We start from the raw sequence: 24,140 nt of genomic DNA, 5'->3' as shown, positions 1-24,140 counted from the left end.
GCAGGCGGTTCAAGCGTTGTCCGTGGCCTGTTTGGGCTCGGTCGGCAGGGTGAAACCCGACACCGAGCGCCGCAACTGGCTGGCCATTTTCGCCAGGTTGCCGATGCTTTCGGCGGTCGCCGTGGAGCCGGACGACGTCTGCGTGGTGATCTGCTGGATCACGTTCATCGTCAGGGAAATCTGCCCGGCGGACGACGTCTGTTGCTGCGCGGCGTTGGAAATGCTCTGGATCAGCGCCGCGAGGGTCTTGGACACGCCTTCGATTTCTTCCAGGGCCACCCCGGCATCCTGCGCCAGACGCGCGCCACGCACCACTTCGGTGGTGGTCTGCTCCATGGAAATCACCGCTTCATTGGTATCAGTCTGGATCGCCCGGACCAAGGTTTCAATTTGTCGGGTCGCGGCAGATGAACGCTCGGCCAGCCGTTGCACTTCGTCAGCAACCACGGCAAAACCGCGCCCGGCATCACCGGCCATCGAAGCCTGGATCGCGGCGTTAAGGGCGAGGATGTTGGTCTGGTCGGCAATGTCGTCGATCAGGCTGACGATGTCGCCGATTTCCTGGGAAGACTCACCCAGACGCTTGATGCGTTTGGCGGTGTCCTGGATCTGTTCACGGATGTTGTCCATGCCGTGGATGGTGTTGTGCACCACCTCGTTGCCCTTGTTGGCGATTTCCACCGAGCGTTCGGCCACGGCTGAGGATTCGGCGGCGTTGGCCGAGACCTGATCGATGGACTGAGCCATGTCGTTGATCGCCGTGGAGGCTTCGCTGATCTGCTGCGCCTGATGCTCCGAGGCCTGGGCCAGGTGCATGGCGGTGGCCTGGGTTTCCTGCACGGCGGCGGCGACCTGGCCGGCGGTAAGGTTGATGGTGGCCACCAGATCGCGCAGTTGGTCCACGGAATAGTTGATCGAGTCGGCGATGGTGCCGGTGAAGTCTTCGGTCACCGAAGCGGTCACGGTCAGGTCGCCGTCGGCCAGGTCTTCGATTTCATCGAGCAGGCGCATGATCGCGTTCTGGTTGCGCTCGTTCTTCTCAGCGGTTTCCTGGAGCTGGCGGTTGGTTTCCCGAACCATCACCAGGCCAATAAGGATGATCGACATCAGCGCCAACAGGCCCAGCACGTAGCCGCCGATGGTGTCGGTGTTGCGCCCGCCAGCGAGGTTTTCAAAACCGGTGGCCAGGTGCGAGGCTTCATCGAGCAGGGTTTGCGACAGGGTGAAGATGCTGGTGGCTGATTCGCGGACCTTGAACAGCTCCGGCGAGGTTTCGAGGATTTCATCCACTGAGCCAGAGACGAATTCGAACAGTTCGGAGATTTCGGTCAGGCGCGCCCGGGCGTCCTTGTCTTCGACTTGGCTGACTTTCAACGCCGGGTTGCCCTGGAGCATGCCGTTGAGCACCTGGCCGAAACGTGCGGCATCGCGGCCGAAGGCGTCGGCGGCTTGTTGGGAATTTTCATCGCCGGAGAGTACGGTGTTCACCGCGCCGAGAATCCGTTCCGCCAACAGCGACTGACGCTGGGCCATCGCGACCTGAGCCGCAGGGGCGCCGCGCTGGAGCAGGATTTCGACGACTTTTTCGTACTCGACCTGCAACTGCGGCACGGTTTCGGCCAGGGTCGCGGCGACTTGGTGCAGGGACAGCACGGTTTGTTCGCTGGAGAGAATGGCGTCGGTGTTTTTCAGCAGGCGTTCCCAGTCCAACTGCACGGCGCGCATTTCCGGGCGCACGGTGGACGGTGCGGGCGGCAGGCCGGTGCTCGGGTCGCCCTTCTTCAGGTAACCCCAGCGCTGAGCGAAGTCGTTGCGCGCATCGCTGAGCAACTTGAACGCGGCAGCCTTACCGGCGGCGGCTTCGGTGGCGTTCTTGGCGATACGCTGAGACAGCACGCGCAGCTCACCGGCGTGGCCGATGTACTGTTTGTCGTAGGTGGCCTGGGTGTTGAGGTAAGCGAAGTTGGCGAACAGCAGCATGATGAAGATGATCAGCGCGATAAACAGCACGATGATCTGCGAACGGCTGCGCGACCCTTCCGGGGCACCTGTTTTTGCTTTTGTCATCGGTCCTCGCCTGTACTGCCCAATTCAACCCATCCCCTGTAGGAGCGAGGCTTGCCCGCGAAAGCGGTTATTCATTCAACATTTATGTCGACTGACACGACGCCTTCGCGGGCAAGCCTCGCTCCTACGGGATTGCGGTGCCTACACCGCGACATGCAGGAAATCCTGGGACTGCGCCAACGCAAACGGGCTGAACACTTGCCAGCTCTGTTCACGCTGGAACCGGCCCTGGACGAACGCCCCCATCGCGCCGCTCAGTTCGTTCGGCGGCACCGCTTCCAGGCTGTCCTGGGCGAAGTGCTGCAAACCGTAGACTTCATCGACCATCAACCCGGCAAACACGTCTTTGTATTCCACCACCAGCACCCGCCGTTGCTTGCGCACCGCCGACAACTCATGCCCAAGCTCTTTATCCGAAAAGAAGGCACAGACATCCATGATCGGCAGCAACCGCCCACGCAAGTTGGCCACACCCTTGACCCAAGGCTTGACCCCCGGCAGTTGGGTGCAGCGCGGTTCATGCAGGACTTCGCTGACTTCCCCCATCGGCGCCACATACCAGTGCTCGCCCAGGCGAAAACCGATGCCGCTCCAGTTGTCCTGACGGGTCGGCTGGGACGGCAAGTCCGCCGCCAGCACGCGACAACGCTGGTCAATCTGCAGCAGCAGTTCGAAAGCCGTCAGCGACTCGGTCATGGCCGGAGGATCAACCGGCCAGCACGTTGTTCAGGGTCTTGATCAGGGTTTCTTCGTCGATCGGTTTGGTCAGGTAGTCTTTCGCGCCCTGGCGGGTGCCCCAGACCTTGTCGGTTTCCTGATCCTTGGTGGTGATGATGATCACCGGGATGTGCGCGGTTATCGGATCTTTGGTCAACTGGCGCGTGGCCTGGAAACCGTTGAGGCCGGGCATGACGATATCCATCAGCACGGCGTCGGGTTTTTCCTGGCGGGCCAGGGACACGCCGTCGGCGCCGTTTTCGGCTTTCAACACTTCATGACCGTGCTTTTCCAGCATGCCGGTCAGTTTGTACATTTCGGTCGGCGAATCATCGACGATCAGAATACGTGCCATGGTCTTCCCCATTCTTCTTGTCGACGCCGGGCCCGTTGGCCGAGCGTCACTGTGCGTGTCCTACTGCGGCAAAACGGCGGCGAAGCCCGGAACATGGGCCTGGATCGCGTTCAGCAGTTCTTCCTTGCTGAAAGGCTTGGTCAAAAACTGGTCGGAGCCGACGATGCGCCCCTTGGCCTTGTCGAACAGCCCGTCCTTGGACGACAGCATAATCACTGGCGTGGACTTGAACGCACTGTTGTTCTTGATTAAAGCGCAGGTCTGATAACCATCCAGGCGCGGCATCATGATGTCGACAAAGATAATGCCGGGGTGATTGTCGGCAATCTTGGCCAGCGCATCGAAACCGTCGATGGCGGTGATGACTTCACAACCCACGTTCTTGAGCAGCGTTTCGGCGGTGCGGCGAATCGTCTTCGAATCGTCGATCACCATGACCTTCAAGGCGCTGGAATGCTGTTCCATAAATGCTCTACCGTCGCCTTTGCGAATCAATTTGTCCGTTTGACGGCTTCAAACCCTTGATGCTGAAGGGCCAGCGCGACATGGCGACCTTTTTAGCACAGTCTCCAAATCCAATCTATCGGCCGGCCGGCGCAGTGGTTTTTCCTTGACCGGGAACACACTCAGCGCCACTCTGACGCCACTTTTTCTGGCCTTGTGCCTACCCAAATTCGAGGAAACACCCATGAGCGTTCGCGTCGGGATTGTCATGGACCCAATCGCCAGCATCTCCTATAAAAAGGATAGCTCGCTGGCCATGCTGCTGGCCGCACAGAAGCGCGGCTGGGAACTGTTCTATATGGAACAGAAGGATTTGTACCAGGGCGAAGGTGAAGCACGGGCGCGGATGCGGCCGCTGAAAGTCTTCGCCAACCCGGAAAAATGGTTCGAACTGGAAGCCGAAACCGACGCGCTGCTGAGCGATCTGGACGTGATCCTGATGCGCAAGGATCCGCCGTTCGACATGGAATTCGTCTACTCCACGTACCTGCTGGAGCAAGCCGAGCGCGCGGGTGTGCTGGTGGTCAACAAGCCGCAGAGCCTGCGCGACTGCAATGAAAAGCTGTTCGCCACGCTGTTCCCGCAGTGCACGCCGCCGACCGTGGTCAGCCGCCGCGCCGACGTGTTGCGTGAATTCGCCGCCAGGCACGGCGATGTGATCCTCAAGCCGCTGGACGGCATGGGCGGCACTTCGATTTTCCGTCACCGTGCGGGCGATCCGAACCTGTCGGTGATCCTCGAAACCCTGACCGCGCTGGGCACCCAGCAGATCATGGGCCAGGCCTACCTGCCGGCGATCAAGGACGGCGACAAACGCATCCTGATGATCGACGGCGAACCGGTGGATTATTGCCTGGCGCGCATTCCGGCTGCGGGCGAAACCCGTGGCAACCTCGCTGCCGGTGGCCGTGGCGAAGCTCGTCCGCTGAGCGACAAGGATCGCTGGATCGCCGCTCAGGTCGGCCCGACCCTGCGTGAGAAAGGCCTGTTGTTCGTGGGCCTGGACGTGATCGGCGAAAGCCTGACCGAAATCAACGTCACCAGCCCGACCTGCATTCGCGAGATTGATAATGCGTTTGGCACCGATATCGGCGGCCTCTTGATGGATGCCATCGATCAGAAGCTCAAGGCCCGTTGATATAGAACAGCCGAGAAACGACCAACATTGCGTTATCATCCGCGGCCTGTGAAAAACGCGATGTTGGTTTTCTTGTTATGACGCTCCCGTCCGATCTGCCCGCTGAACTCGCCCATCGTGGCGTGCGCCCGGCCGATCGCCTCGGTTTTACCCTGTTTCTCGCGGCGTTGATTCACCTGGCCTTGCTGTTGGGCGTTGGCTTTACCATGGTCGAACCCAAGCAGATCAGCAAAACCCTGGAAATCACCCTCGCCACCTTCAAAAGCGAAACCAAGCCGAAGAAAGCCGATTTTCTTGCGCAAGAGAATCAGGAAGGCAGCGGCACCCTGGATAAAAAGGCGATCCCCAAGACCACCGAGGTCGCGCCGTTCCAGGACAACAAGGTGCAGAAAGTCACGCCACCGCCGGCGGCCAAGCCTGAAGTTCAGGAAGCCGCGCCCAAGGCGGCGGTGACCACCGTCGCGCCGAAGCCGAAAAAAGCCCCGGCCAAAAACGAAGAACCCAAGACCCCGCCCAAGCCTGCCGTGGCCGCGCCGACGTTCGACAGCTCGCAACTGTCCAGCGACATCGCCAGCCTGGAAGCGGAACTGGCCAACGAACAACAGCTGTACGCCAAGCGCCCGCGCATCCACCGCTTGAGCGCGGCCTCGACCATGAAAGACAAGGGCGCCTGGTACAAGGACGAATGGCGCAAGAAGGTCGAGCGCATCGGCAACCTCAACTACCCCGACGAAGCGCGGCGCAAGCAGATCTACGGCAACTTGCGTTTGATGGTCTCGATCAACCGCGACGGCTCGTTATATGAAGTGCTGGTGTTGGAGTCCTCCGGGCAACCGCTGCTGGACCAGGCTGCCCAGCGGATTGTGCGGCTGGCGGCACCGTTTTCGCCGTTTACCGGGGATTTGTCGGACATCGACCGGCTGGAAATCATCCGCACCTGGAAATTTGCCCGGGGCGACAAGCTCTCCAGCAACTGACCGATGGATTTGTGGTGATCGGGCCGACGCCTTCGCGGGCAAGCCTCGCTCCTACAAACGAAACACCGTACCTGTAGGAGCGAGGCTTGCCCGCGAAGAGGCCCTCAAGCAAACACAGATCAAAAACACACCCGCGTAGGCATTTCCTACACATCCCCAGCTTGTCAGTTCGCCCCTCCAACGCCACACTAGCGCTCATGAAGAACGTCAGCCCCAGCTACCTCAAGCATCACTTCCTGATCGCCATGCCTCACATGGCCGACCCGAACTTTGCGCACACCTTGACCTACATCGTCGAGCACACGGCCAATGGCGCCATGGGGCTGGTGGTCAACCGTCCGCAAGAACTGAATCTGGCCGATATCCTCGAGCAACTGCGCCCTGACATCGAGCCACCCGTGCTCTGTCAGCACGTGCCGATCTTTATCGGCGGGCCGGTGCAGACCGATCGCGGGTTTGTCCTGCATCCGTCGGGGAAAACCTTTCAGGCGACCGTTGATCTGGAAGGCGAGTTGTCCTTGTCCACCTCCCAGGATGTGCTGTTCGCCATCGCCGATGGCGTTGGCCCGGCGAAAAGCGTGATCACCCTCGGCTACGCCGGCTGGGAAGCCGGGCAACTGGAGGCCGAGCTGGCCGACAATGCCTGGCTGACGTGCCCGTACAACGCCGACATCCTCTTCAATACCAGCAGCGAATCGCGCCTCGAAGCCGCCGCCCGGCACTTAGGTGTCAACCTCAGCCTGCTGACCAGCCAGGCGGGCCACGCCTGATGGCTTTGCGACTGATCCTGGGTTTTGACTACGGCACCAAACAGATCGGCGTTGCGGTCGGCCAGGTGATTACCGGCCAGGCCCGCGAGCTGTGCACCTTGAAGGCACAAAACGGTATTCCCGACTGGAATCAGGTCGAAGCCCTGATCAAGGAATGGAAGCCGGACGCCGTGGTGGTCGGCCTGCCGTTGAATATGGACGGCACGCCCAGCGACATGTGCCTGCGGGCCGAGAAGTTCGCCCGCCGCCTCAACGGCCGCTACAACCTGCCCTTCTATACCCACGACGAACGCTTGACCACCTTCGAAGCCAAGGGTGAGCGGCGTGATCGTGGCGGGCAAAAAGGCAGTTATCGCGACAACCCGGTCGATGCCATCGCTGCCGCCCTGCTGCTGCAAGGCTGGCTCGACGAAAACACCGCGCTGTTTGAATCCTGAGCATCGAATCCTGAAGAGCCGCCGCAAGCGACTCTCTATAGCGACAACCCGAGCCAAACCCCGCATGCACCGGCTCGGGCCCAAGAAGGAGCAACCATGAGCCTGCCCAATCCCGCCGAACTGATCAGCCAGATGGCGATCCGTCTCAAGGCACACCTGGAACACCGTGGCATCAGCGAACCACGCTACATCGGGATTCGCACCGGCGGCGTCTGGGTCGCCCAGGCGTTGCTCGATGAATTGGGCAGCGATTCGCCCCTCGGCACCCTGGACGTTTCCTTCTACCGCGACGACTTCAGCCAGAACGGCCTGCACCCGCAAGTGCGCCCCTCGGCCCTGCCGTTCGAGATCGAAGGCCAGCATCTGGTGTTGATCGACGACGTGCTGATGAGCGGCCGCACCATCCGCGCCGCCATGAACGAACTGTTCGACTACGGCCGCCCGGCCAGCGTGACGCTGGTGTGCCTGCTGGACTTGGACGCCGGCGAACTGCCGATCCGTCCGAACGTGGTCGGCGCGACCCTGGCCCTGGCCGCCCACGAACGGGTGAAGCTGTCCGGCCCGTCACCGCTGGTGCTCGAACTGCAAGACCTCGCCCTTTAATTCGCCCTATTGAGAGTCCCCCTCGCGATGACGCCTCTAGAAACCAAGCGCCCGCTGCAGCTCAATGATCAGGGCCAGCTGCGCCACTTCCTCTCGCTCGACGGTTTGCGCCGAGAGCTGCTGACGGAAATCCTCGACACCGCCGACTCGTTCCTCGAAGTCGGCGCCCGGGCGGTGAAAAAAGTCCCGTTGCTGCGCGGCAAGACCGTGTGCAACGTGTTCTTCGAGAACTCGACTCGTACACGCACCACCTTCGAACTGGCGGCCCAGCGCCTGTCGGCGGACGTGATCACGTTGAACGTGTCGACATCGTCGGCAAGCAAGGGCGAAACCCTGCTCGACACCTTGCGCAACCTGGAAGCCATGGCCGCCGACATGTTCGTCGTGCGTCACGGTGACTCCGGCGCGGCGCACTTCATCGCCGAGCATGTGTGCCCGCAAGTGGCGATCATCAACGGCGGCGATGGCCGTCACGCGCACCCGACCCAGGGCATGCTCGACATGTTGACGATTCGTCGGCACAAGGGCGGTTTCGAAAACCTCTCGGTGGCCATCGTCGGCGACATCCTGCACTCGCGGGTGGCGCGCTCCAACATGCTGGCGCTGAAAACCCTCGGTTGCCCGGACATCCGCGTGATCGCGCCGAAAACCCTGTTGCCTATCGGTATCGAGCAATACGGCGTGAAGGTCTACACCGACATGGCTGAAGGCCTGAAAGATGTGGACGTGGTGATCATGTTGCGCCTGCAACGGGAACGCATGACCGGTGGTTTGCTACCGAGCGAAGGCGAGTTCTATCGCCTGTTCGGTCTGACCACCGCGCGTTTGGCCGGGGCCAAGCCCGATTGCATCGTCATGCACCCGGGTCCGATCAACCGTGGGGTGGAGATTGAGTCGGCGGTGGCCGACGGCCCGCACTCGGTGATCCTCAACCAAGTCACCTACGGTATTGCGATTCGTATGGCTGTGCTGTCCATGGCCATGAGCGGGCAGACTGCCCAGCGCCAATTCGAGCAGGAGAACGCCCAGTGAAGCTCAGCATTCTCGGCGCCCGCGTCATCGATCCAACCTCGGGTCTGGATCAAGTTACCGATATCCACGTTGAAGCCTGCAAGATCGTTGCCCTTGGCGCTGCGCCGGCCGGTTTTGTTCCGGTCCAGACCATCGACGCCAAAGGCCTGGTAGCCGCCCCTGGGCTGGTTGACCTGAACGTTGCCCTGCGCGAGCCGGGTTATAGCCGCAAAGGTTCGATTGCCAGCGAAACCCGCGCCGCCGCGGCTGGTGGCGTGACCAGCCTGTGCTGCCCGCCGAAGACCAAACCGGTGCTCGACACCTCGGCTGTCGCCGAATTGATCCTCGACCGCGCCCGCGAGGCCGGCAACACCAAGGTGTTCCCGATTGGCGCCCTGAGCAAAGGCCTGGACGGCGAGCAGCTTGCAGAGCTTGTGGCACTGCGCGATGCCGGCTGCGTGGCCTTCGGCAACGGTCTGGAGAGCTTCCGCAATACCCGCACCCTATGCCGGGCGCTGGAATACGCGGCGACCTTCGACCTGACGGTGATTTTCAACTCTCAGGATCATGACCTGGCCGAAGGTGGCCTGGCGCATGAAGGCCCGACCGCGAGTTTCCTCGGCTTGCCGGGGATCCCGGAAACTGCCGAAACCGTAGCCCTGGCCCGGGATCTGCTGCTGGTCGAACAAAGCGGCGTGCGCGCGCACTTCAGCCAGCTCACCAGCGCGCGCGGCGTGGCCCTGATTGCTCAGGCCCAGGCCCGTGGATTGCCGGTGACCGCCGATGTGGCGTTGTATCAGCTGATCCTGACCGACGAAGCGCTGATCGACTTCAGCAGCCTTTATCACGTCCAGCCGCCACTGCGCACCCGAGCCGACCGTGATGGCCTGCGGGCGGCGGTGAAGTCTGGCGTGGTTTCAGCCATCTCCAGCCATCACCAACCCCACGAGCGGGACGCCAAACTGGCGCCGTTCGGGGCCACCGAGCCGGGGATCAGCAGTGTTGAGCTATTGCTGCCGTTGGCGATGACGCTGGTAGAAGACGGTCTGCTCGATCTACCGACCCTGCTCGCACGCTTGAGTGCCGGCCCTGCCGAGGCATTGCGCCTGCCGGCGGGCAAGTTGGCGGTGGGTGGCGCTGCGGATATCGTACTGTTCGACCCTGCGGCGTCGACCGTGGCCGGCGAAACCTGGCTGTCCAAAGGAGAAAACTGCCCGTTTATTGGCCACAGCTTGCCGGGCGTAGTGCGATATACCCTGGTGGATGGGCGGATTAGCCACCAGGCTTAAGACCGCGTCGTCTGCATTCGCGAGCGAGCCCGCTCCCACAGGGAAATGTATTCCCATGTGGGAGCGGGCTTGCTCGCGAAGGCTGACTGACAGGCACCTCTTTAGCGGGTGGCGGCCCGATTACTGATGGTGTTCACCACGGACACCTGGGTATTGAGCGTCCAGAAGTCAAACAACACGCCCAGAAAGAACACCCCGCCTGTCACCAGGTACAGCAACCCGCTGAGCCATTTCCCCTGATACATCCGGTGTACGCCGAACACCCCGAGAAACGTCAGCAGAATCCACGCCACGCTGTATTCGATCGGCCCGGCGGTAAAGCGCAGGTCGGCTTCACGGTCCATGGCCGGGATCAGGAACAGGTCGATCAGCCAGCCAATCCCCAGCAAACCGAAGGTGAAGAACCAGATCGTCCCGGTCACCGGCTTGCCGTAATAGAAGCGATGAGCCCCGGTAAACCCGAAAATCCACAGCAGGTAACCGATCAGTTTGCTGTGGGTGTCTTGATAGGTTGAGGGGTGTTGATAGGTGTTCATGAAGGTCCTCGAATCACACGATAGATAAATATTGTTGAATTCTTTGTGACTTTTTTACATGCGTCCGACGTATGGCAAATGCTACCTTCACTTCCGTCAAAGCCTTATACCACCTGACTTCTGTCAGACAATCGCGTCAATTTGCCGCTTATTTGGTTCCGTTGACCCCCAGGTCCAATCGACCAACGGCCTCGGAAGGCCCAAAAAAGCTGTTATAAAGTTGCGCGCTAACCCATATGAGCCTTGCCTAATGCGTCCATTTTTCAAGACATGGCTAACCATTTGCCTATTAATGCCACTGGCCGCCCACGCCACCAATCGTGAGCAACGTCTTCCCAACGTTAATGGTTACACCCCTAAACCCCATGTTTCTGCTCCTTCGAGCAAAAACAAGCACAACGCCAAGCACTCCACCACGCTGGCCACCGCCAACAGCAAGCTGGTGCCGCCGATGGCGACCAAGCAAAGCAGCAACGTGTTGAGCCGTGCAGTGAACGTCCTCGGCACTCCTTACCGTTGGGGCGGCAGCAGCCCAAGTAAAGGGTTCGATTGCAGCGGTCTGGTGAAATATGCGTTTAACGACGCTACGTTCGACCTGCCGCGCACCTCGAACGCCATGGCCAGCGGTCATGGGCAGAAAGTCGAACGCGCGGATCTGAAGCCGGGCGATCTGATTTTCTTTAACATCAAAAGCCGCCGGGTCAACCACGTTGCGATCTACCTGGGCAACGACCGCTTCATCCACGCACCACGCCGTGGCAAAGCGGTGTCCATCGATACGTTGAAGAAGCCGTATTGGGAAAGCCACTACGTGGTGGCCAAGCGGGTTCTGCCGAAAGAGCCGGGGCAGATGCGCGTCGTACAGCGCTGATTTGAAGCTTGCGTCGTTCTTGAGGCCCCCTTCGCGGGCAAGCCTCGCTCCTACAGGTCATGCGCCATGTTCACGGCGCATTTCAATCCTGTAGGAGCGAGGCTTGCCCGCGAAGGCGTTTCTGGATCTGTCAAAAGTTATCCGGCGACCGCGCCTTCTCCCGCGCATGTTCGCGGCTGATCAAGCCTTTGGTCACCAAGTCCTTCAAGCACATATCCAGCGTTTGCATCCCCAGGTTGCCCCCGGTCTGGATCGACGAGTACATCTGCGCCACTTTGTCCTCGCGGATCAGGTTACGGATCGCCGACGTTCCCAGCATGATCTCGTGCGCCGCAATCCGCCCGCCGCCGATCTTCTTGACCAGCGTCTGCGACACCACCGCCAGCAACGACTCGGACAGCATCGAGCGCACCATCGACTTTTCGTCACCCGGAAACACGTCCACCACCCGGTCGATGGTTTTCGCCGCCGACGTGGTGTGCAGGGTGCCGAACACCAGGTGACCGGTCTCGGCGGCAGTCAACGCCAGGCGAATGGTCTCCAGATCGCGCATCTCCCCCACCAGAATCACGTCCGGGTCTTCCCTTAGCGCAGAGCGCAGGGCGGTGGCGAAACTACGGGTATCACGGTGAACTTCGCGCTGATTGATCAGGCATTTGCGTGATTCGTGAACAAACTCGATGGGGTCTTCGATGGTGAGGATGTGGTGATGGCGATGGTTGTTCAGGTAATCGATCATCGCCGCCAGGGTGGTGGATTTGCCGGAACCGGTCGGGCCCGTCACCAACACCAGGCCACGGGGGGCTTCGGTAATCTTGCGAAACACTTCTCCCATGCCCAGATCATCCATGCTCAGGACTTTCGAGGGGATGGTCCGGAACACCGCGCCGGCACCGCGATTCTGGTTAAACGCGTTGACCCGAAAGCGCGCCACACCCGGCACTTCAAAGGAGAAGTCGGTTTCCAGGTGTTTTTCGAAGTCCACCCGCTGGGTGTCGTTCATGATGTCGTAGATCAGTTCCTGCACCTGTTTGTGGTCCAGGGCCGGCAGGTTGATGCGCCGCACATCGCCATCGACGCGAATCATCGGTGGCAGGCCGGCAGACAGGTGCAAGTCGGACGCGCCCTGTTTGGCGCTGAATGCCAGCAGCTCAGTGATATCCATAGCGCTCCTCAATTCCAGTAGAATGCCGCGAACCTTCAGACCGGCGGCGCCTCTTGATGTCCACGATAGCAGACAACATTCTTCAGGTTAGTTCGCGTATCCAGGCTGCGACCCAAGCGGCTCACCGCGATGAGCACAGCGTTCAGTTGCTGGCCGTGAGCAAGACCAAGCCCGCCGAGGCCCTGCGCGAAGCCCACGCCGCCGGGCTGCGGGACTTTGGAGAGAACTATCTGCAGGAAGCCTTGGGCAAACAGCTCGAATTGGCCGACCTGCCCTTGATCTGGCACTTCATCGGCCCCATTCAATCGAACAAGACTCGCGCTATCGCCGAGCACTTCGCTTGGGTGCATTCCGTGGATCGTTTGAAAATCGCACAACGCCTGTCCGAACAACGTCCTGCCGATTTGCCGCCGCTGAACATCTGCATCCAGGTCAACGTCAGCGGTGAAGTCAGCAAGTCCGGCTGCACCCCGGCGGACCTGCCGGCCCTGGCGAATGCCATCAGCGAATTGCCGCGCCTGAAGTTGCGCGGGTTGATGGCGATCCCCGAGCCCACCGACGATCGCGCCGCCCAGGACGCCGCTTTTGCTGCGGTGCAAAGCCTGCAAGCCAGCCTCGATCTGCCCCTCGACACTCTTTCCATGGGCATGAGCCACGACCTTGAGTCGGCCATCGCCCAAGGCGCTACGTGGGTCCGTATCGGTACGGCCCTGTTTGGCGCCCGCGACTATGGTCAGTCCTGATCAATGACTGACGCCTCTCTTTATAAGGACCTGACATGAGCAAAACTCGTATTGCCTTTATCGGTGCCGGCAACATGGCCGCCAGCCTGATCGGCGGCCTGCGCGCCAAGGGTCTGGACGCGGCCCACATCCGCGCCAGCGATCCCGGCGCCGAAACCCGCGCCCGCGTGGCCGCTGAACACGGCATCGAAGTATTTGCCGACAACGCCGATGCCATCCAGGACGCCGACGTCGTTGTGCTGGCGGTCAAACCCCAGGCGATGAAAGCCGTGTGCGAAGCCATTCGCCCAAGCCTCAAACCCCATCAACTGGTGGTGTCCATCGCCGCCGGCATCACGTGCGCCAGCATGAACAACTGGCTCGGCGCCCAGCCGATCGTGCGTTGCATGCCCAACACCCCGGCGCTGCTGCGTCAGGGCGTGAGCGGCTTGTTCGCCACCGCCGAAGTGAACGCCGAGCAACGCCAGCAAGCGCAAGAGCTGCTGTCCGCCGTCGGCCTCGCCCTGTGGCTGGACCAGGAGCAGCAACTGGACGCGGTCACCGCTGTTTCCGGTAGCGGCCCGGCGTACTTCTTCCTGCTGATCGAAGCGATGACCGCAGCGGGCGTGAAACTCGGCCTGCCGGCGGACATTGCCGCGCAACTGACCCTGCAAACCGCACTCGGCGCCGCGCACATGGCGGTCGCCAGTGATGTCGACGCGGCGGAACTGCGTCGGCGCGTGACCTCGCCGGCGGGCACCACGGAAGCCGCCATCAAGTCATTCCAGGCCGGGGGCTTCGAAGCCCTGGTCGAAACCGCACTCGGCGCCGCCGCGCACCGCTCCGCCGAAATGGCTGAGCAACTTGGCCGCTAATCAGCTCTTACAAAGGAATCAATGATGCTTGGACTCAATGACGCTGCCATTTTCATCATCAAAACCCTGGGCAGCCTGTACCTGCTGATCGTGCTGTTGCGCTTCATCCTGCAACTGGTCCGGGCGAACTTCTACAACCCGCTCTGCCAGTTCATCGTGAAAGCCACCCAACCGCTGCTCAAGCCGCTGCGCCGGGTCATCCCGAGCATGTTCGGCCTGGACATGTCGTCACTGGTATTGGCGCTGCTCATCCAGATGCTGCTGATCGCGGTGATCCTGCTGCTCAAAGGCTTCATGGTCGACTGGCTGTTCCTGGTGCCGTGGGCACTGATCGCTCTGTTCTCGCTGTTCCTGAACGTCATTTTCTACGCGATGATCATCAGCGTGATCCTGTCCTGGGTCGCCCCGGGCAGCCACAATCCGGGCGCCGAACTGGTCGCTCAAATCACTGAACCGGTACTCGCCCCGTTCCGCCGGATCATTCCGAACCTCGGCGGCCTGGATATCTCGCCGATCTTCGCGTTTATCCTGATCCAGTTGCTGCAGAGCTGGCTGATCCCGCGTTTGGCGTACTACGCGCTGATGCCGAATGGGCTGCTCGGTCTGATCTGACCCCGGCAGACCGTGTCATCGTTCTTCGCGGGCAAGCCTCGCTCCTACAGGATGTGATCGTTCCCACGCTCTGCGTGGGAATGCCGCCCGGGACGCTCCGCGTCCCAAGCGAAGCGGACGCAGAGCGTCCATTGAGGCATTCCCACGCAGAGCGTGGGAACGATCATGGGTAGTCGCTTGCTGCTACGGGCAGCGGTCTTTAGACTTACGCCTCATTTCAACGAGAGCAGGGTCGATGCCAACTGCCTTTCCCGCCGATTCTGTTGGTCTGGTGACGCCGCAAGTGGCGCACTTCAGTGAACCCCTGGCCCTGGCCTGCGGCCGTTCGCTCCCAGCTTATGACCTGATCTACGAAACCTATGGCACGTTGAATGCCACGGCGAGCAACGCCGTGCTGATCTGCCATGCCTTGTCCGGTCACCACCACGCTGCCGGTTTCCACAGCCCCGACGACCGTAAACCCGGTTGGTGGGACAGCTGCATCGGCCCCGGCAAGCCGATCGACACCACAAAATTCTTCGTGGTCAGCCTGAACAACCTCGGCGGCTGCAACGGTTCCACCGGGCCGAGCAGCCTCAACCCGGAGACCGGCAAGCCGTTCGGCGCCGATTTCCCGGTGCTGACCGTGGAAGACTGGGTGCACAGCCAGGCGCGCCTGTCCGACCTGCTCGGCATCCGCCAATGGGCAGCGGTGATCGGCGGCAGCCTCGGCGGCATGCAGGCCTTGCAATGGACCATCACCTATCCCGACCGCGTGCGGCACTGCCTGGCCATCGCCTCGGCACCCAAGCTGTCAGCGCAGAACATCGCGTTCAACGAAGTGGCGCGCCAGGCTATCCTCACCGACCCCGAATTCCACGGAGGTTCGTTCCAGGAAGCGGGCGTGATCCCCAAGCGTGGCTTGATGCTGGCGCGGATGGTCGGGCACATCACCTACCTGTCCGACGATTCCATGGGCGAGAAATTCGGCCGTGGCCTCAAGAGCGAAAAGCTCAACTACGACTTCCACAGCGTCGAGTTCCAGGTCGAGAGCTACCTGCGTTATCAGGGTGAAGAGTTCTCCGGGCGTTTCGACGCCAACACCTACCTGCTGATGACCAAGGCGCTGGACTACTTCGACCCGGCGGCGAACTTCGACGATGACCTGGCGAAAACCTTCGCCGGCGCCACTTCAAAGTTCTGCGTGATGTCGTTTACCACCGACTGGCGCTTCTCCCCTGCCCGCTCGCGGGAACTGGTGGACGCGCTGATGGCGGCCAAGAAAGACGTGTGCTACCTCGAGATCGACGCTCCGCAAGGCCACGACGCCTTCCTGATTCCGATCCCGCGTTACTTGCAGGCGTTCAGCAATTACATGAACCGTATTTCGTTGTGAGTAAGCCATGAGAGCTGATCTGGAAATCATCCAGGAATGGATTCCCGCCGGTAGCCGCGTGCTCGACCTCGGTTGCGGCGACGGTGAACTGCTGACCTGGCTGCGGGACAACAAGCAAGTCACCGGTTATGGCCTGGAAAACGACCCGGATAACATCGCCGAGTGCGTGGCCAAGGGCATCAACGTGATCGAGCAGGACCTGGACAAGGGCCTGGGCAACTTTGCCAGCAACAGCTTCGACATCGTGGTCATGACCCAGGCCCTGCAAGCCGTGCACTACCCGGACAAGATCCTCGACGAAATGCTGCGGGTCGGTCGCCAATGCATCATCACCTTCCCCAACTTCGGTCACTGGCGCTGTCGCTGGTATCTGGCGAGCAAGGGCCGGATGCCGGTTTCCGAGTTCCTGCCGTACACCTGGTACAACACGCCAAACATCCACTTCTGCACTTTCGGCGACTTTGAAGAACTGTGCCGCGAACGTGAAGCGAAGGTCATTGATCGGCTTGCCGTGGATCAACAGCACCGACACGGGTGGGCCAGTAAGCTATGGCCTAACCTGTTAGGTGAGATCGGTATCTACCGCGTCAGCAGCCCAGGGCTGCAAGACCACAAAATCGCGGTCTGAACCACGCCATTCCAAGGAGAACGATCATGGGTCGTCTAGCGCTGTTTGTACTTACTGCCTGCCTGAGCGTCACCGCCATGGCCGCCGACGTCATCAAAGGTGACCGACAGGAAAAATTCGGCGATGTGACGGTGCATTACAACACCTTCAATTCCACCTACCTGACACCGGACATCGCCAAAGCGGCCGGTCTGACCCGAAGCAAGAACCAGGGTGTGATTAATGTCTCCGTGCTCAAGGATGGCAAGCCCCTGACCGCTGAAGTGAACGGCACGGTCAAAGACCTGACCAGCCAAAGCGTCGCGTTGAAATTTAAACAGGTCACGGAACAAGGTGCTGTCTACTACATCGCGCAATACCCGGTCGAGCAGCAGGAAACCCGTACCTTCGAGATCAACGTGAAGAACGGCGATAAAATCAACACCATCAACTTCAACCAAGAGCTTTTCCCCGGCGAATGATGAACTTCACGCAACTCGTACTGGCCAGCCATAACGCCGGCAAACTCAAGGAACTCCAGGCCATGCTCGGCGCCTCGGTGCAACTGCGCTCGATCGGCGAGTTCAGCAACATCGAGCCTGAGGAAACCGGCTTGTCGTTCGTCGAGAACGCGATCCTCAAGGCCCGCAACGCCGCGCGCATCTCCGGTCTGCCGGCGCTGGCCGACGATTCGGGGCTGGCAGTGGATTTCCTTGGTGGTGCGCCGGGGATTTATTCCGCGCGTTACGCTGACGGCCAGGGCGATGCGGCGAACAACGCCAAGCTGCTCGACGCCATGAAAGACGTGCCGGAAGCCGAGCGTGGCGCGCAGTTCGTCTGCGTCCTGGCGCTGGTGCGGCATGCCGATGATCCGTTGCCGATCCTTTGCGAAGGCCTGTGGCATGGGCGCATCCTGCACGCCGCCAGTGGTGAGCACGGTTTTGGCTATGACCCGCTGTTCTGGGTGCCGTCACGGGATTGCTCCAGCGCTGAGCTGAGCCCAAGCGAAAAGAACCTGATCAGCCACCGCGCCCGTGCAATGGATCTGCTGCGCCAGCGTCTAGGCTTGAGATGACCCACGACTCATCCGCGTCGCCGCTGATCTTCGGCGGCGCCGCCCAATCGCCTCGGGCCGCGCTCCCCACGCTGCCGCCCCTGGCGCTGTACATCCACATCCCGTGGTGTGTGCGCAAATGCCCTTATTGCGACTTCAACTCCCACACCGCCAGCCCGGTGCTGCCGGAAGAAGAGTACGTCGACGCGTTGCTGGCCGACCTCGATCAGGATTTGCATGCGGTCTATGGCCGTGAGTTGAGCTCGATTTTCTTCGGTGGCGGCACGCCGAGCCTGTTCAGCGCCGCGGCCCTGGGCCGTTTGCTCAAGGGTGTGGAACAGCGGATTCCGTTTGCCAGCGACATCGAAATCACCCTGGAAGCCAATCCCGGGACCTTCGAACAGGAGAAGTTCCTCGCCTACCGGGCGTTGGGGATCAATCGCCTGTCGATCGGCATCCAGAGCTTCCAGGAAGAGAAACTCAAGGCCTTGGGCCGAATTCACAACGGTGACGAGGCGGTGCGCGCCGCCGGCATGGCCCGACAGGCCGGGTTCGACAACTTCAACCTGGACCTGATGCACGGTTTGCCCGATCAGTCTCTGGACGACGCCCTCAGCGACCTGCGCCAGGCCATCGCCCTGAAGCCGACGCACTTGTCCTGGTATCAGCTGACCCTGGAGCCGAACACAGTGTTCTGGAACCAGCCGCCGACGCTGCCGGAAGACGACACGTTGTGGGACATTCAAGAGGCTGGCCAGGCCTTGCTCGCCGAACATGGTTACGCGCAATACGAAGTCTCGGCCTACGCCCTGCCCGGTCGTCCGGCGCGGCATAACCTCAATTACTGGAGTTTCGGCGACTTCATCGGCATCGGCGCCGGCGCCCACGGCAAGCTGAGTCACCCGGACGGGCGCATCGTGCGCACCTGGAAGACCCGGCTGCCGAAGGATTACCTCAATCCGGCCAAAAGCTTCAAGGCCGGCGAGAAAGCCCTGACCAATGATGAGTTGCCGTTCGATTTCCTGATGAATGCCCTGCGCCTGACCGAGGGCGTGGAATCGCGCCTGTATCCGGAGCGCACTGGCCTGCCCCTGGAAAGCCTCGCCGAAGGTCGCCGGGAAGCCGAACAAAGCGGCTTGTTGCAGGTCGAACCGTCACGTCTGGCGGCCACCGAGCGCGGACAACTGTTTCTCAATGACTTGCTGCAGACATTTCTGAGCTGATTTCAGCCTTAAGGGAAAACCAATGGATCTGATCCTAGACCTGCTCGCCACCGTGTCCCGCTGGAGCCGTAGCAACCTGTCGGAAATCTCCCTGGCTCTGGTGGGCTGTCTGCTGGTGCTGTTCGGCGCCGACATCAAAGGCTGGGTCGAACAACGCCTGGGCGGCATCGCCGGCGCCCTGCGCGTCCCGCTAATGTCCCTGCTGTGCATGGTCGGCAGCGGCGTCGCACTGATCTACGCCACGCCGTGGATCATCAAAGGCCTGAGCCAGTTCAACAACTACAGCCTGGCGCCGGTGTTGCTGGTGGTATTGGTGCTGATTGGCGTAGTCGCCGACCGCCGCTGACCCCAAACACACCACCAAACCCGTAGGAGCGAGGCTTGCCCGCGAAGGCGTCGTGTCAGTCGATGATGATCGTGACTGATACGACGCCTTCGNNATAGTCAGGGAAGATCATGAGTAAAAAGCTGCTGGACGAGACAAGCAAATTTCTCAGCTACGTGCTGCGTCACGAACCGCAGGCCATTGGCCTGGAACTGGATACCGACGGCTGGGCGGATATTGACGCGCTGATCAGCGGCGCGGCACGCGACGGTAGAACCCTGGATCGGCAATTGATCCAGCAAGTCGTCGACAGCAGTGACAAGAAACGCTTTTCGATATCCGAAGACAGCCAGCGAATCCGCGCCGTACAGGGGCATTCGACAAAAACCGTCGACCTGCAATTCGAAGAAAAACGCCCTCCCGCGACGCTGTATCACGGCACCGCGACTCGGTTCATGGCGTCAATCAATGAACAGGGGCTGATTGCGGGCTCACGGCATCACGTGCACCTTTCCCAAGAAGTCGAAACCGCCAGCGCCGTGGGCCAGCGTTATGGGACGGTGGTCATTCTGAAGGTCGCGGCATTGCAGATGCTGGAGCAAGGCTACACGTTCTACCAGGCCGAGAATGGCGTCTGGCTGACGGAACAAGTGCCCGTGAAATTCATCACGACTCTTTAGCCCGCTCCCACATTATTTTGTATTGCGTCACGGCTTGGCAGATTCGTTCGCCCTCTATTGCTTGGAGGAGGCGTTGACTGCGTTGCGCATCATGGCGCCTAGCCCATGGAAGTCATTGCAACCCAGCGCTTCAGCTTCATCGAGATAAACAATATTTTGACGGTCAGGCCGATCATTCGCGTTTACACGCGTCAGCGCCAGAATGTAGTTGGCCTCGGCCCGATATTGCTCCTCTGTCAGGACCAATGCGACAGCGCGGGCCCGTATGGCCGCCATCCTGCCCTGCTGCGGCAAGGGCTCTGCGTCGTCCAGAAAACATAGGGAATGCTTGGCCGCTAACGGGTAAGCATCACTATGGACGTCGGGTTTCCGCAGCATCTGTTCCAGCGACTGCAAGAGCTTCAAGTGATCCGCGTTGTGCAGCTCAAACCTTTCGTATGCCTTGTCGCACAAGTGGTAATAGCCAATTGCAGCCGCCAACAAGCCTTGGTCCATGGCTTTTTGGTAGAGGCCACAGGTCTCTTTGCGCGTGCGCTCAGAGAACATCGGATTGTCTTGCAGGTTAGCCAGAAAGTACGTTGCAAGAGTGTGGCCACCATCCGACGCTCGTTTCAGATTGTCTGCAAGCGCTGCAACATCGCCTTCTGCATTGCGCAGTTGCTCTGGGCTGTACGTGATATCCGGTTCCCCGGCGGCTTCCCGCCGGATCCTTTCATCGGCCTCGCGCTGGATCTTTGCGGCTACTCTCTTGGCGATTGCAAAGTACTCATCGGGAGTGACAACACGCTCACAAGCGGCAGAAAACAACAGACTGAAAAATAGCGTGCAGGCGAAGATGACTTTCAAAACCTGTCTTCCTTTACAGTGGGGACGTAGAGCTTTCGGCGGCTAAACGCTGATCTTGAACGCCATACAAAACAAATGTGAGAGCGGGCTTGCTCGCGAAAGCGGTCTATCAGTCAACATTTATATCGACTGACACGACGCCTTCGCGAGCAAGCCCGCTCCCACAGTTTTTATAGCGTTATGGCTTAGGACTGTTTTTCGAACTTCAGGTCCCACACGCCATGCCCAAGACGTTCGCCGCGGCGCTCGAACTTGGTGATCGGGCGTTCGGTCGGGCGCGGGACGCATTTGCCGTCTTCGGCGAGGTTGCGGTAGCCCGGCGCGACGTTCATCACTTCCAGCATGTACTCGGCGTAGGGTTCCCAGTCGGTGGCCATGTGCAGGATGCCGCCGACCTTCAACTTGCTGCGTACCAGTTCAGCGAACGATGCCTGAACGATACGGCGCTTGTGGTGACGGCTCTTGTGCCATGGGTCCGGGAAAAACAGCATCAGGCGATCGAGGCTGTTGTCGGCGATGCATTGGTTGAGCACTTCGATCGCGTCGCAATCGTAGACCCGCAGGTTGGTCAGGCCCTGGGTCAGCACGCCATTAAGCAGCGCGCCGACACCCGGACGGTGAACTTCCACGCCGATGAAATCCTGTTCCGGCGAAGCCGCAGCCATTTCCAGCAGGGAATGGCCCATGCCGAAGCCGATTTCCAGGGAACGCGGGGCCGAGCGGCCGAACACCTGGTCGAAGTCCACCGGCGCATCCGCCAATGGCAGGACGAACAGCGGCGTGCCCTGCTCCAGGCCCTTTTGCTGGCCTTCGGTCATTCGCCCGGCGCGCATCACGAAACTCTTGATGCGGCGGTGTTGGCGTTCTTCGCCTTCTTCCGTCTGGATAGGCGTGTCGTTCGATTCAGTCATCAATGGCTCTTACTTGATCAGACCATCCAGCGGCGAGGAGGCGCTGGCATAGAGTTTTTTCGGCATGCGGCCGGCGAGGTAGGCCAGGCGACCTGCGACGATGGCGTGTTTCATGGCTTCAGCCATCATGATCGGCTGCTGAGCGTGAGCGATGGCCGAGTTCATCAGCACCGCTTCGCAACCCAGCTCCATGGCAATGGTGGCGTCGGACGCAGTGCCGACACCGGCATCCACCAGCACCGGAATCTTGGCTTCTTCGAGGATGATCTGCAGGTTGTACGGGTTGCAGATCCCCAGACCCGTACCGATCAGACCGGCCAGCGGCATGACCGCGATCACGCCGATTTCCGCCAGTTGACGGGCGATGATCGGGTCATCGCTGGTGTAGACCATCACGTCGAAGCCTTCCTTGACCAGCACTTCGGCGGCCTTGAGGGTTTCGATCACGTTGGGAAACAGGGTTTTCTGGTCGGCCAGCACTTCCAGCTTCACCAGATTGTGGCCACCGAGCAGCTCACGGGCCAGGCGGCAGGTGCGCACGGCCTCGGTCGCGTCGAAGCAACCGGCGGTGTTCGGCAGGAAGGTGTAGCGATCCGGCGACAGGACTTCGAGCAGGTTCGGCTCGCCCGGGTTCTGGCCCAGGTTGGTGCGACGCACGGCGAAAGTGACGATCTCGGCACCCGAGGCTTCGATGGCCAGGCGGGTTTCTTCCATGTCGCGGTACTTGCCGGTGCCTACCAGCAAACGCGACTGGTAAGTACGACCGGCCAGGACGAAGGGCTTGTCGCTACGAACGATGCTCATGGGAAATCCTCTGTAGGGGTGAGGTTCTTGCAGAATTCTGTGCCCTTGCGGGCCGGGCGACTAGCCGCCGCCGATGGCGTGCACGACTTCAACGCTGTCGCCGTCGTTCAGCCTGGTGTCGGCGTGCTGGCTGCGCGGGACGATATCCAGATTGAGTTCCACCGCCACCCGGCGTCCGGTAAGGTCCAGACGGGTCAGCAGGGCCGCAACGGTTTCACCGTCGGGCAGTTCAAGGGATTCGCCGTTCAACTGAATGCGCATGCAAGAAGCCGCCATCATTTTTAGGGGCAGGCATTCTAGCCCGATCATGACCTAAAGGTCAGCACCAAGCGTCAAGCGGTCAGCGGCAAGCGCCATGCGGCGAGGCCGAGGCAGAACCAGCCGACCAGGAACGCCAGGCCACCGAACGGCGTGATGATGCCGAGCTTGCTGATGCCGGTGATGGTCAGCAGGTACAAACTGCCGGAAAACAACAGGATGCCGATGGCAAACGACGCCCCGGCCCAGGTGATCAAGCGCCCCGGAATCTGCGTGGCCAGCAGCGCGACGCCCAGCAACGCCAGGGTATGCACCAGTTGGTAGGTGACGCCGGTGTGGAAAATCGCCAGGTATTCCGGGGTCAGGCGATTTTTCAAGCCATGGGCCGCGAACGCGCCAAGGGCCACGCCGGTGAAGCCGAAGAAAGCGGCCAGCATCAGAAAGCCACGCAGCATGAGAACTCCAGTCAGACTCGATCAACAGGGTCTGTATAATGGCCCGCTCAACGGGTTCGGCCAAGCCATCTCTATGCTGCGTTTATTTTTGCGACGATTCACAAAGGCCCTGCTCTGGTTCGCGGGCGGCAGCGTGGTGCTGGTCTTGATTTTCCGCGTAGTGCCGCCACCGGGCACGGCGCTGATGGTCGAGCGCAAGGTCGAATCCTGGTTCGACGGCGAACCCATCGACCTGCAACGCACCTGGCAACCCTGGGACCAGATTTCCGATGACCTGAAAGTCGCGGTGATTGCCGGCGAAGACCAGAAGTTCTCTGAGCACTGGGGCTTCGATTTCGGCGCGATTCAAGCAGCGTTTGCCCATAACGAACGCGGCGGCTCGATCCGCGGCGCCAGCACGTTGAGCCAACAGGTTTCGAAAAACCTCTTCCTGTGGTCCGGCCGCAGTTGGTTGCGCAAAGGCCTGGAAGCGTGGTTTACCGGGTTGATCGAGGTGTTGTGGCCCAAGCAGCGGATTCTTGAGGTGTACCTGAACAGCGTCGAGTGGGATGACGGGGTGTTTGGCGCGGAAGCGGCGGCGCGGCATCACTTTGGTGTCGGCGCCCGGTCGTTGTCGCGGCAACAGGCGAGCTTGCTGGCGGCGGTGTTGCCTAATCCGAGGGTTTGGAGCGCGAGTCATCCGACTAATTATGTAGCGCGGCGGGCCGGGTGGATTCGGCAGCAGATGAGCCAGCTCGGAGGTGATAGCTACCTTGTTGGCCTCAACGATTCGCGGCGTGCGCCTTGGGCCCAATAACACCGAAGACCCCTTGTGGGAGCGGGCTGGCTCGCGAAGGGGCCGTGTCAGTCGACATCATTGCTGGCTGACACACCGCATTCGCGAGCAAGCCCGCTCCCACAGGGTTATGTACTGAGCATAGAAACAAAAACGCCCCGATCATCGCTGATCGGGG

At 60.8% G+C, this 24,140-nt stretch carries 30 protein-coding genes; 19 read left to right on the top strand and 11 right to left on the bottom strand.

The window, feature by feature from the left end:
• Positions 1-9 precede the first annotated feature (9 nt).
• The 4 genes from BK665_RS07340 to pilG all read right to left on the bottom strand — a co-directional run bounded on the left by BK665_RS07340 (position 10) and on the right by pilG (position 3,604).
• Positions 10-2,067: a methyl-accepting chemotaxis protein gene (locus BK665_RS07340; RefSeq protein ID WP_123404212.1), complete on the bottom strand. Its 2,058-nt coding sequence runs from the start codon at positions 2,065-2,067 to the stop codon at positions 10-12.
• A gap of 141 nt (positions 2,068-2,208) precedes the next feature.
• Positions 2,209-2,763, bottom strand: coding sequence for a chemotaxis protein CheW (locus BK665_RS07335; protein WP_123404210.1), 555 nt, complete (start codon positions 2,761-2,763; stop codon positions 2,209-2,211).
• A gap of 10 nt (positions 2,764-2,773) precedes the next feature.
• On the bottom strand, positions 2,774-3,139 hold the full coding sequence (gene pilH / locus BK665_RS07330; protein ID WP_123404350.1) for a twitching motility response regulator PilH: 366 nt from the start codon (positions 3,137-3,139) through the stop codon (positions 2,774-2,776).
• A 60-nt stretch (positions 3,140-3,199) separates the two neighbouring features.
• A complete protein-coding gene (pilG, locus tag BK665_RS07325; protein ID WP_008152601.1) occupies positions 3,200-3,604 on the bottom strand; it encodes a twitching motility response regulator PilG in 405 nt (134 codons plus the stop codon).
• A gap of 223 nt (positions 3,605-3,827) precedes the next feature.
• Here pilG and gshB point away from each other — a divergent pair, with 223 nt between their 5' ends.
• The 7 genes from gshB to BK665_RS07285 all read left to right on the top strand — a co-directional run bounded on the left by gshB (position 3,828) and on the right by BK665_RS07285 (position 9,868).
• The gene (gene gshB / locus BK665_RS07320; RefSeq protein ID WP_123404208.1) at positions 3,828-4,781 is read left to right on the top strand and encodes a glutathione synthase; all 954 of its coding nucleotides are present in this window, start codon (positions 3,828-3,830) and stop codon (positions 4,779-4,781) included.
• A gap of 77 nt (positions 4,782-4,858) precedes the next feature.
• Complete coding sequence (locus BK665_RS07315) at positions 4,859-5,758, top strand: energy transducer TonB (protein ID WP_123404206.1); 900 nt, start codon at positions 4,859-4,861, stop codon at positions 5,756-5,758.
• 197 nt (positions 5,759-5,955) lie between these two features.
• Positions 5,956-6,528 (top strand): YqgE/AlgH family protein, encoded by a 573-nt coding sequence (locus BK665_RS07305; protein ID WP_123404202.1) that lies wholly within the window; start codon positions 5,956-5,958, stop codon positions 6,526-6,528.
• Entirely contained in the window at positions 6,528-6,965 is a 438-nt protein-coding gene (ruvX, locus tag BK665_RS07300; protein WP_005792259.1) for a Holliday junction resolvase RuvX, read from the top strand. Before BK665_RS07305 ends, ruvX begins: the two co-directional genes overlap by 1 nt.
• A 96-nt stretch (positions 6,966-7,061) precedes the next feature.
• The gene (pyrR, locus tag BK665_RS07295; protein WP_123404200.1) at positions 7,062-7,568 is read left to right on the top strand and encodes a bifunctional pyr operon transcriptional regulator/uracil phosphoribosyltransferase PyrR; all 507 of its coding nucleotides are present in this window, start codon (positions 7,062-7,064) and stop codon (positions 7,566-7,568) included.
• A 27-nt stretch (positions 7,569-7,595) separates the two neighbouring features.
• A complete protein-coding gene (locus tag BK665_RS07290) occupies positions 7,596-8,600 on the top strand; it encodes an aspartate carbamoyltransferase catalytic subunit (protein ID WP_053163287.1) in 1,005 nt (334 codons plus the stop codon).
• Positions 8,597-9,868, top strand: a complete 1,272-nt coding sequence (locus BK665_RS07285) for a dihydroorotase (protein WP_123404198.1) — start codon at positions 8,597-8,599, stop codon at positions 9,866-9,868. Before BK665_RS07290 ends, BK665_RS07285 begins: the two co-directional genes overlap by 4 nt.
• Positions 9,869-9,969: 101 nt before the next feature.
• Here BK665_RS07285 and BK665_RS07280 read toward each other — a convergent pair whose 3' ends face one another.
• On the bottom strand, positions 9,970-10,404 hold the full coding sequence (locus BK665_RS07280; RefSeq protein WP_123404196.1) for an NINE protein: 435 nt from the start codon (positions 10,402-10,404) through the stop codon (positions 9,970-9,972).
• Positions 10,405-10,654: 250 nt separating this feature from the next.
• Between BK665_RS07280 and BK665_RS07275 the strand changes: the two genes are divergently transcribed.
• Positions 10,655-11,275 carry a C40 family peptidase gene (locus BK665_RS07275; protein ID WP_123404194.1) on the top strand — a complete coding sequence of 207 codons (621 nt, stop codon included), beginning with the start codon at positions 10,655-10,657 and terminating at the stop codon, positions 11,273-11,275.
• A gap of 130 nt (positions 11,276-11,405) precedes the next feature.
• Here the strand turns inward: BK665_RS07275 and BK665_RS07270 are convergent, their stop codons facing one another.
• Positions 11,406-12,440, bottom strand: a complete 1,035-nt coding sequence (locus tag BK665_RS07270; protein ID WP_123404192.1) for a type IV pilus twitching motility protein PilT — start codon at positions 12,438-12,440, stop codon at positions 11,406-11,408.
• A 56-nt stretch (positions 12,441-12,496) separates the two neighbouring features.
• Here BK665_RS07270 and BK665_RS07265 point away from each other — a divergent pair, with 56 nt between their 5' ends.
• The 10 genes from BK665_RS07265 (at position 12,497) to BK665_RS07220 (ending at position 19,913) form a co-directional block, all read left to right on the top strand.
• Positions 12,497-13,183 (top strand): YggS family pyridoxal phosphate-dependent enzyme, encoded by a 687-nt coding sequence (locus BK665_RS07265; protein WP_123404190.1) that lies wholly within the window; start codon positions 12,497-12,499, stop codon positions 13,181-13,183.
• A gap of 35 nt (positions 13,184-13,218) precedes the next feature.
• Positions 13,219-14,037, top strand: coding sequence for a pyrroline-5-carboxylate reductase (proC, locus tag BK665_RS07260; RefSeq protein ID WP_123404188.1), 819 nt, complete (start codon positions 13,219-13,221; stop codon positions 14,035-14,037).
• A 24-nt stretch (positions 14,038-14,061) separates the two neighbouring features.
• Positions 14,062-14,649 (top strand): YggT family protein, encoded by a 588-nt coding sequence (locus BK665_RS07255; RefSeq protein WP_123404186.1) that lies wholly within the window; start codon positions 14,062-14,064, stop codon positions 14,647-14,649.
• A 235-nt stretch (positions 14,650-14,884) separates the two neighbouring features.
• On the top strand, positions 14,885-16,024 hold the full coding sequence (gene metX / locus BK665_RS07250; RefSeq protein WP_123404184.1) for a homoserine O-succinyltransferase MetX: 1,140 nt from the start codon (positions 14,885-14,887) through the stop codon (positions 16,022-16,024).
• A 7-nt stretch (positions 16,025-16,031) separates the two neighbouring features.
• Positions 16,032-16,652, top strand: a complete 621-nt coding sequence (gene metW, locus BK665_RS07245; protein WP_123404183.1) for a methionine biosynthesis protein MetW — start codon at positions 16,032-16,034, stop codon at positions 16,650-16,652.
• Positions 16,653-16,678: 26 nt separating this feature from the next.
• Positions 16,679-17,113, top strand: coding sequence for a DUF4426 domain-containing protein (locus BK665_RS07240; protein ID WP_123404181.1), 435 nt, complete (start codon positions 16,679-16,681; stop codon positions 17,111-17,113).
• A complete protein-coding gene (gene rdgB, locus BK665_RS07235) occupies positions 17,110-17,706 on the top strand; it encodes an RdgB/HAM1 family non-canonical purine NTP pyrophosphatase (protein ID WP_123404179.1) in 597 nt (198 codons plus the stop codon). The genes BK665_RS07240 and rdgB overlap by 4 nt, the downstream gene beginning before the upstream one ends.
• Positions 17,703-18,908 (top strand): radical SAM family heme chaperone HemW, encoded by a 1,206-nt coding sequence (hemW, locus tag BK665_RS07230; protein ID WP_123404177.1) that lies wholly within the window; start codon positions 17,703-17,705, stop codon positions 18,906-18,908. Before rdgB ends, hemW begins: the two co-directional genes overlap by 4 nt.
• Before the next feature lie 22 nt (positions 18,909-18,930).
• Positions 18,931-19,254, top strand: a complete 324-nt coding sequence (locus tag BK665_RS07225; RefSeq protein ID WP_054044425.1) for a DUF3392 domain-containing protein — start codon at positions 18,931-18,933, stop codon at positions 19,252-19,254.
• A 110-nt stretch (positions 19,255-19,364) separates the two neighbouring features.
• A complete protein-coding gene (locus tag BK665_RS07220) occupies positions 19,365-19,913 on the top strand; it encodes an RNA 2'-phosphotransferase (RefSeq protein ID WP_123404175.1) in 549 nt (182 codons plus the stop codon).
• Between the two features lie 54 nt (positions 19,914-19,967).
• Here BK665_RS07220 and BK665_RS07215 read toward each other — a convergent pair whose 3' ends face one another.
• From BK665_RS07215 to BK665_RS07195, 5 genes are all read right to left on the bottom strand, one after another.
• Positions 19,968-20,759: a hypothetical protein gene (locus tag BK665_RS07215; protein ID WP_123404173.1), complete on the bottom strand. Its 792-nt coding sequence runs from the start codon at positions 20,757-20,759 to the stop codon at positions 19,968-19,970.
• A gap of 185 nt (positions 20,760-20,944) precedes the next feature.
• Positions 20,945-21,670 carry a tRNA (guanosine(46)-N7)-methyltransferase TrmB gene (gene trmB, locus BK665_RS07210; protein WP_123404171.1) on the bottom strand — a complete coding sequence of 242 codons (726 nt, stop codon included), beginning with the start codon at positions 21,668-21,670 and terminating at the stop codon, positions 20,945-20,947.
• Between the two features lie 9 nt (positions 21,671-21,679).
• Positions 21,680-22,474, bottom strand: coding sequence for a thiazole synthase (locus BK665_RS07205; RefSeq protein WP_008068101.1), 795 nt, complete (start codon positions 22,472-22,474; stop codon positions 21,680-21,682).
• A gap of 60 nt (positions 22,475-22,534) precedes the next feature.
• Complete coding sequence (gene thiS / locus BK665_RS07200; protein ID WP_185076456.1) at positions 22,535-22,735, bottom strand: sulfur carrier protein ThiS; 201 nt, start codon at positions 22,733-22,735, stop codon at positions 22,535-22,537.
• 71 nt (positions 22,736-22,806) lie between these two features.
• The gene (locus BK665_RS07195) at positions 22,807-23,187 is read right to left on the bottom strand and encodes a DUF423 domain-containing protein (RefSeq protein ID WP_123404169.1); all 381 of its coding nucleotides are present in this window, start codon (positions 23,185-23,187) and stop codon (positions 22,807-22,809) included.
• Positions 23,188-23,260: 73 nt separating this feature from the next.
• On the opposite strand from BK665_RS07195, the gene mtgA reads away from it, so the two are divergent.
• Positions 23,261-23,983, top strand: coding sequence for a monofunctional biosynthetic peptidoglycan transglycosylase (mtgA, locus tag BK665_RS07190; protein ID WP_123404167.1), 723 nt, complete (start codon positions 23,261-23,263; stop codon positions 23,981-23,983).
• The last annotated feature ends 157 nt before the right edge of the window (positions 23,984-24,140 follow it).

It is taken from the genome of Pseudomonas frederiksbergensis, assembly GCF_003732665.1.
GTDB lineage: Bacteria > Pseudomonadota > Gammaproteobacteria > Pseudomonadales > Pseudomonadaceae > Aquipseudomonas > Aquipseudomonas frederiksbergensis_G.
The sequence above is the reverse complement of the archived record's forward strand: the minus strand, read 5'-3'. Positions and strand labels throughout refer to the sequence as shown.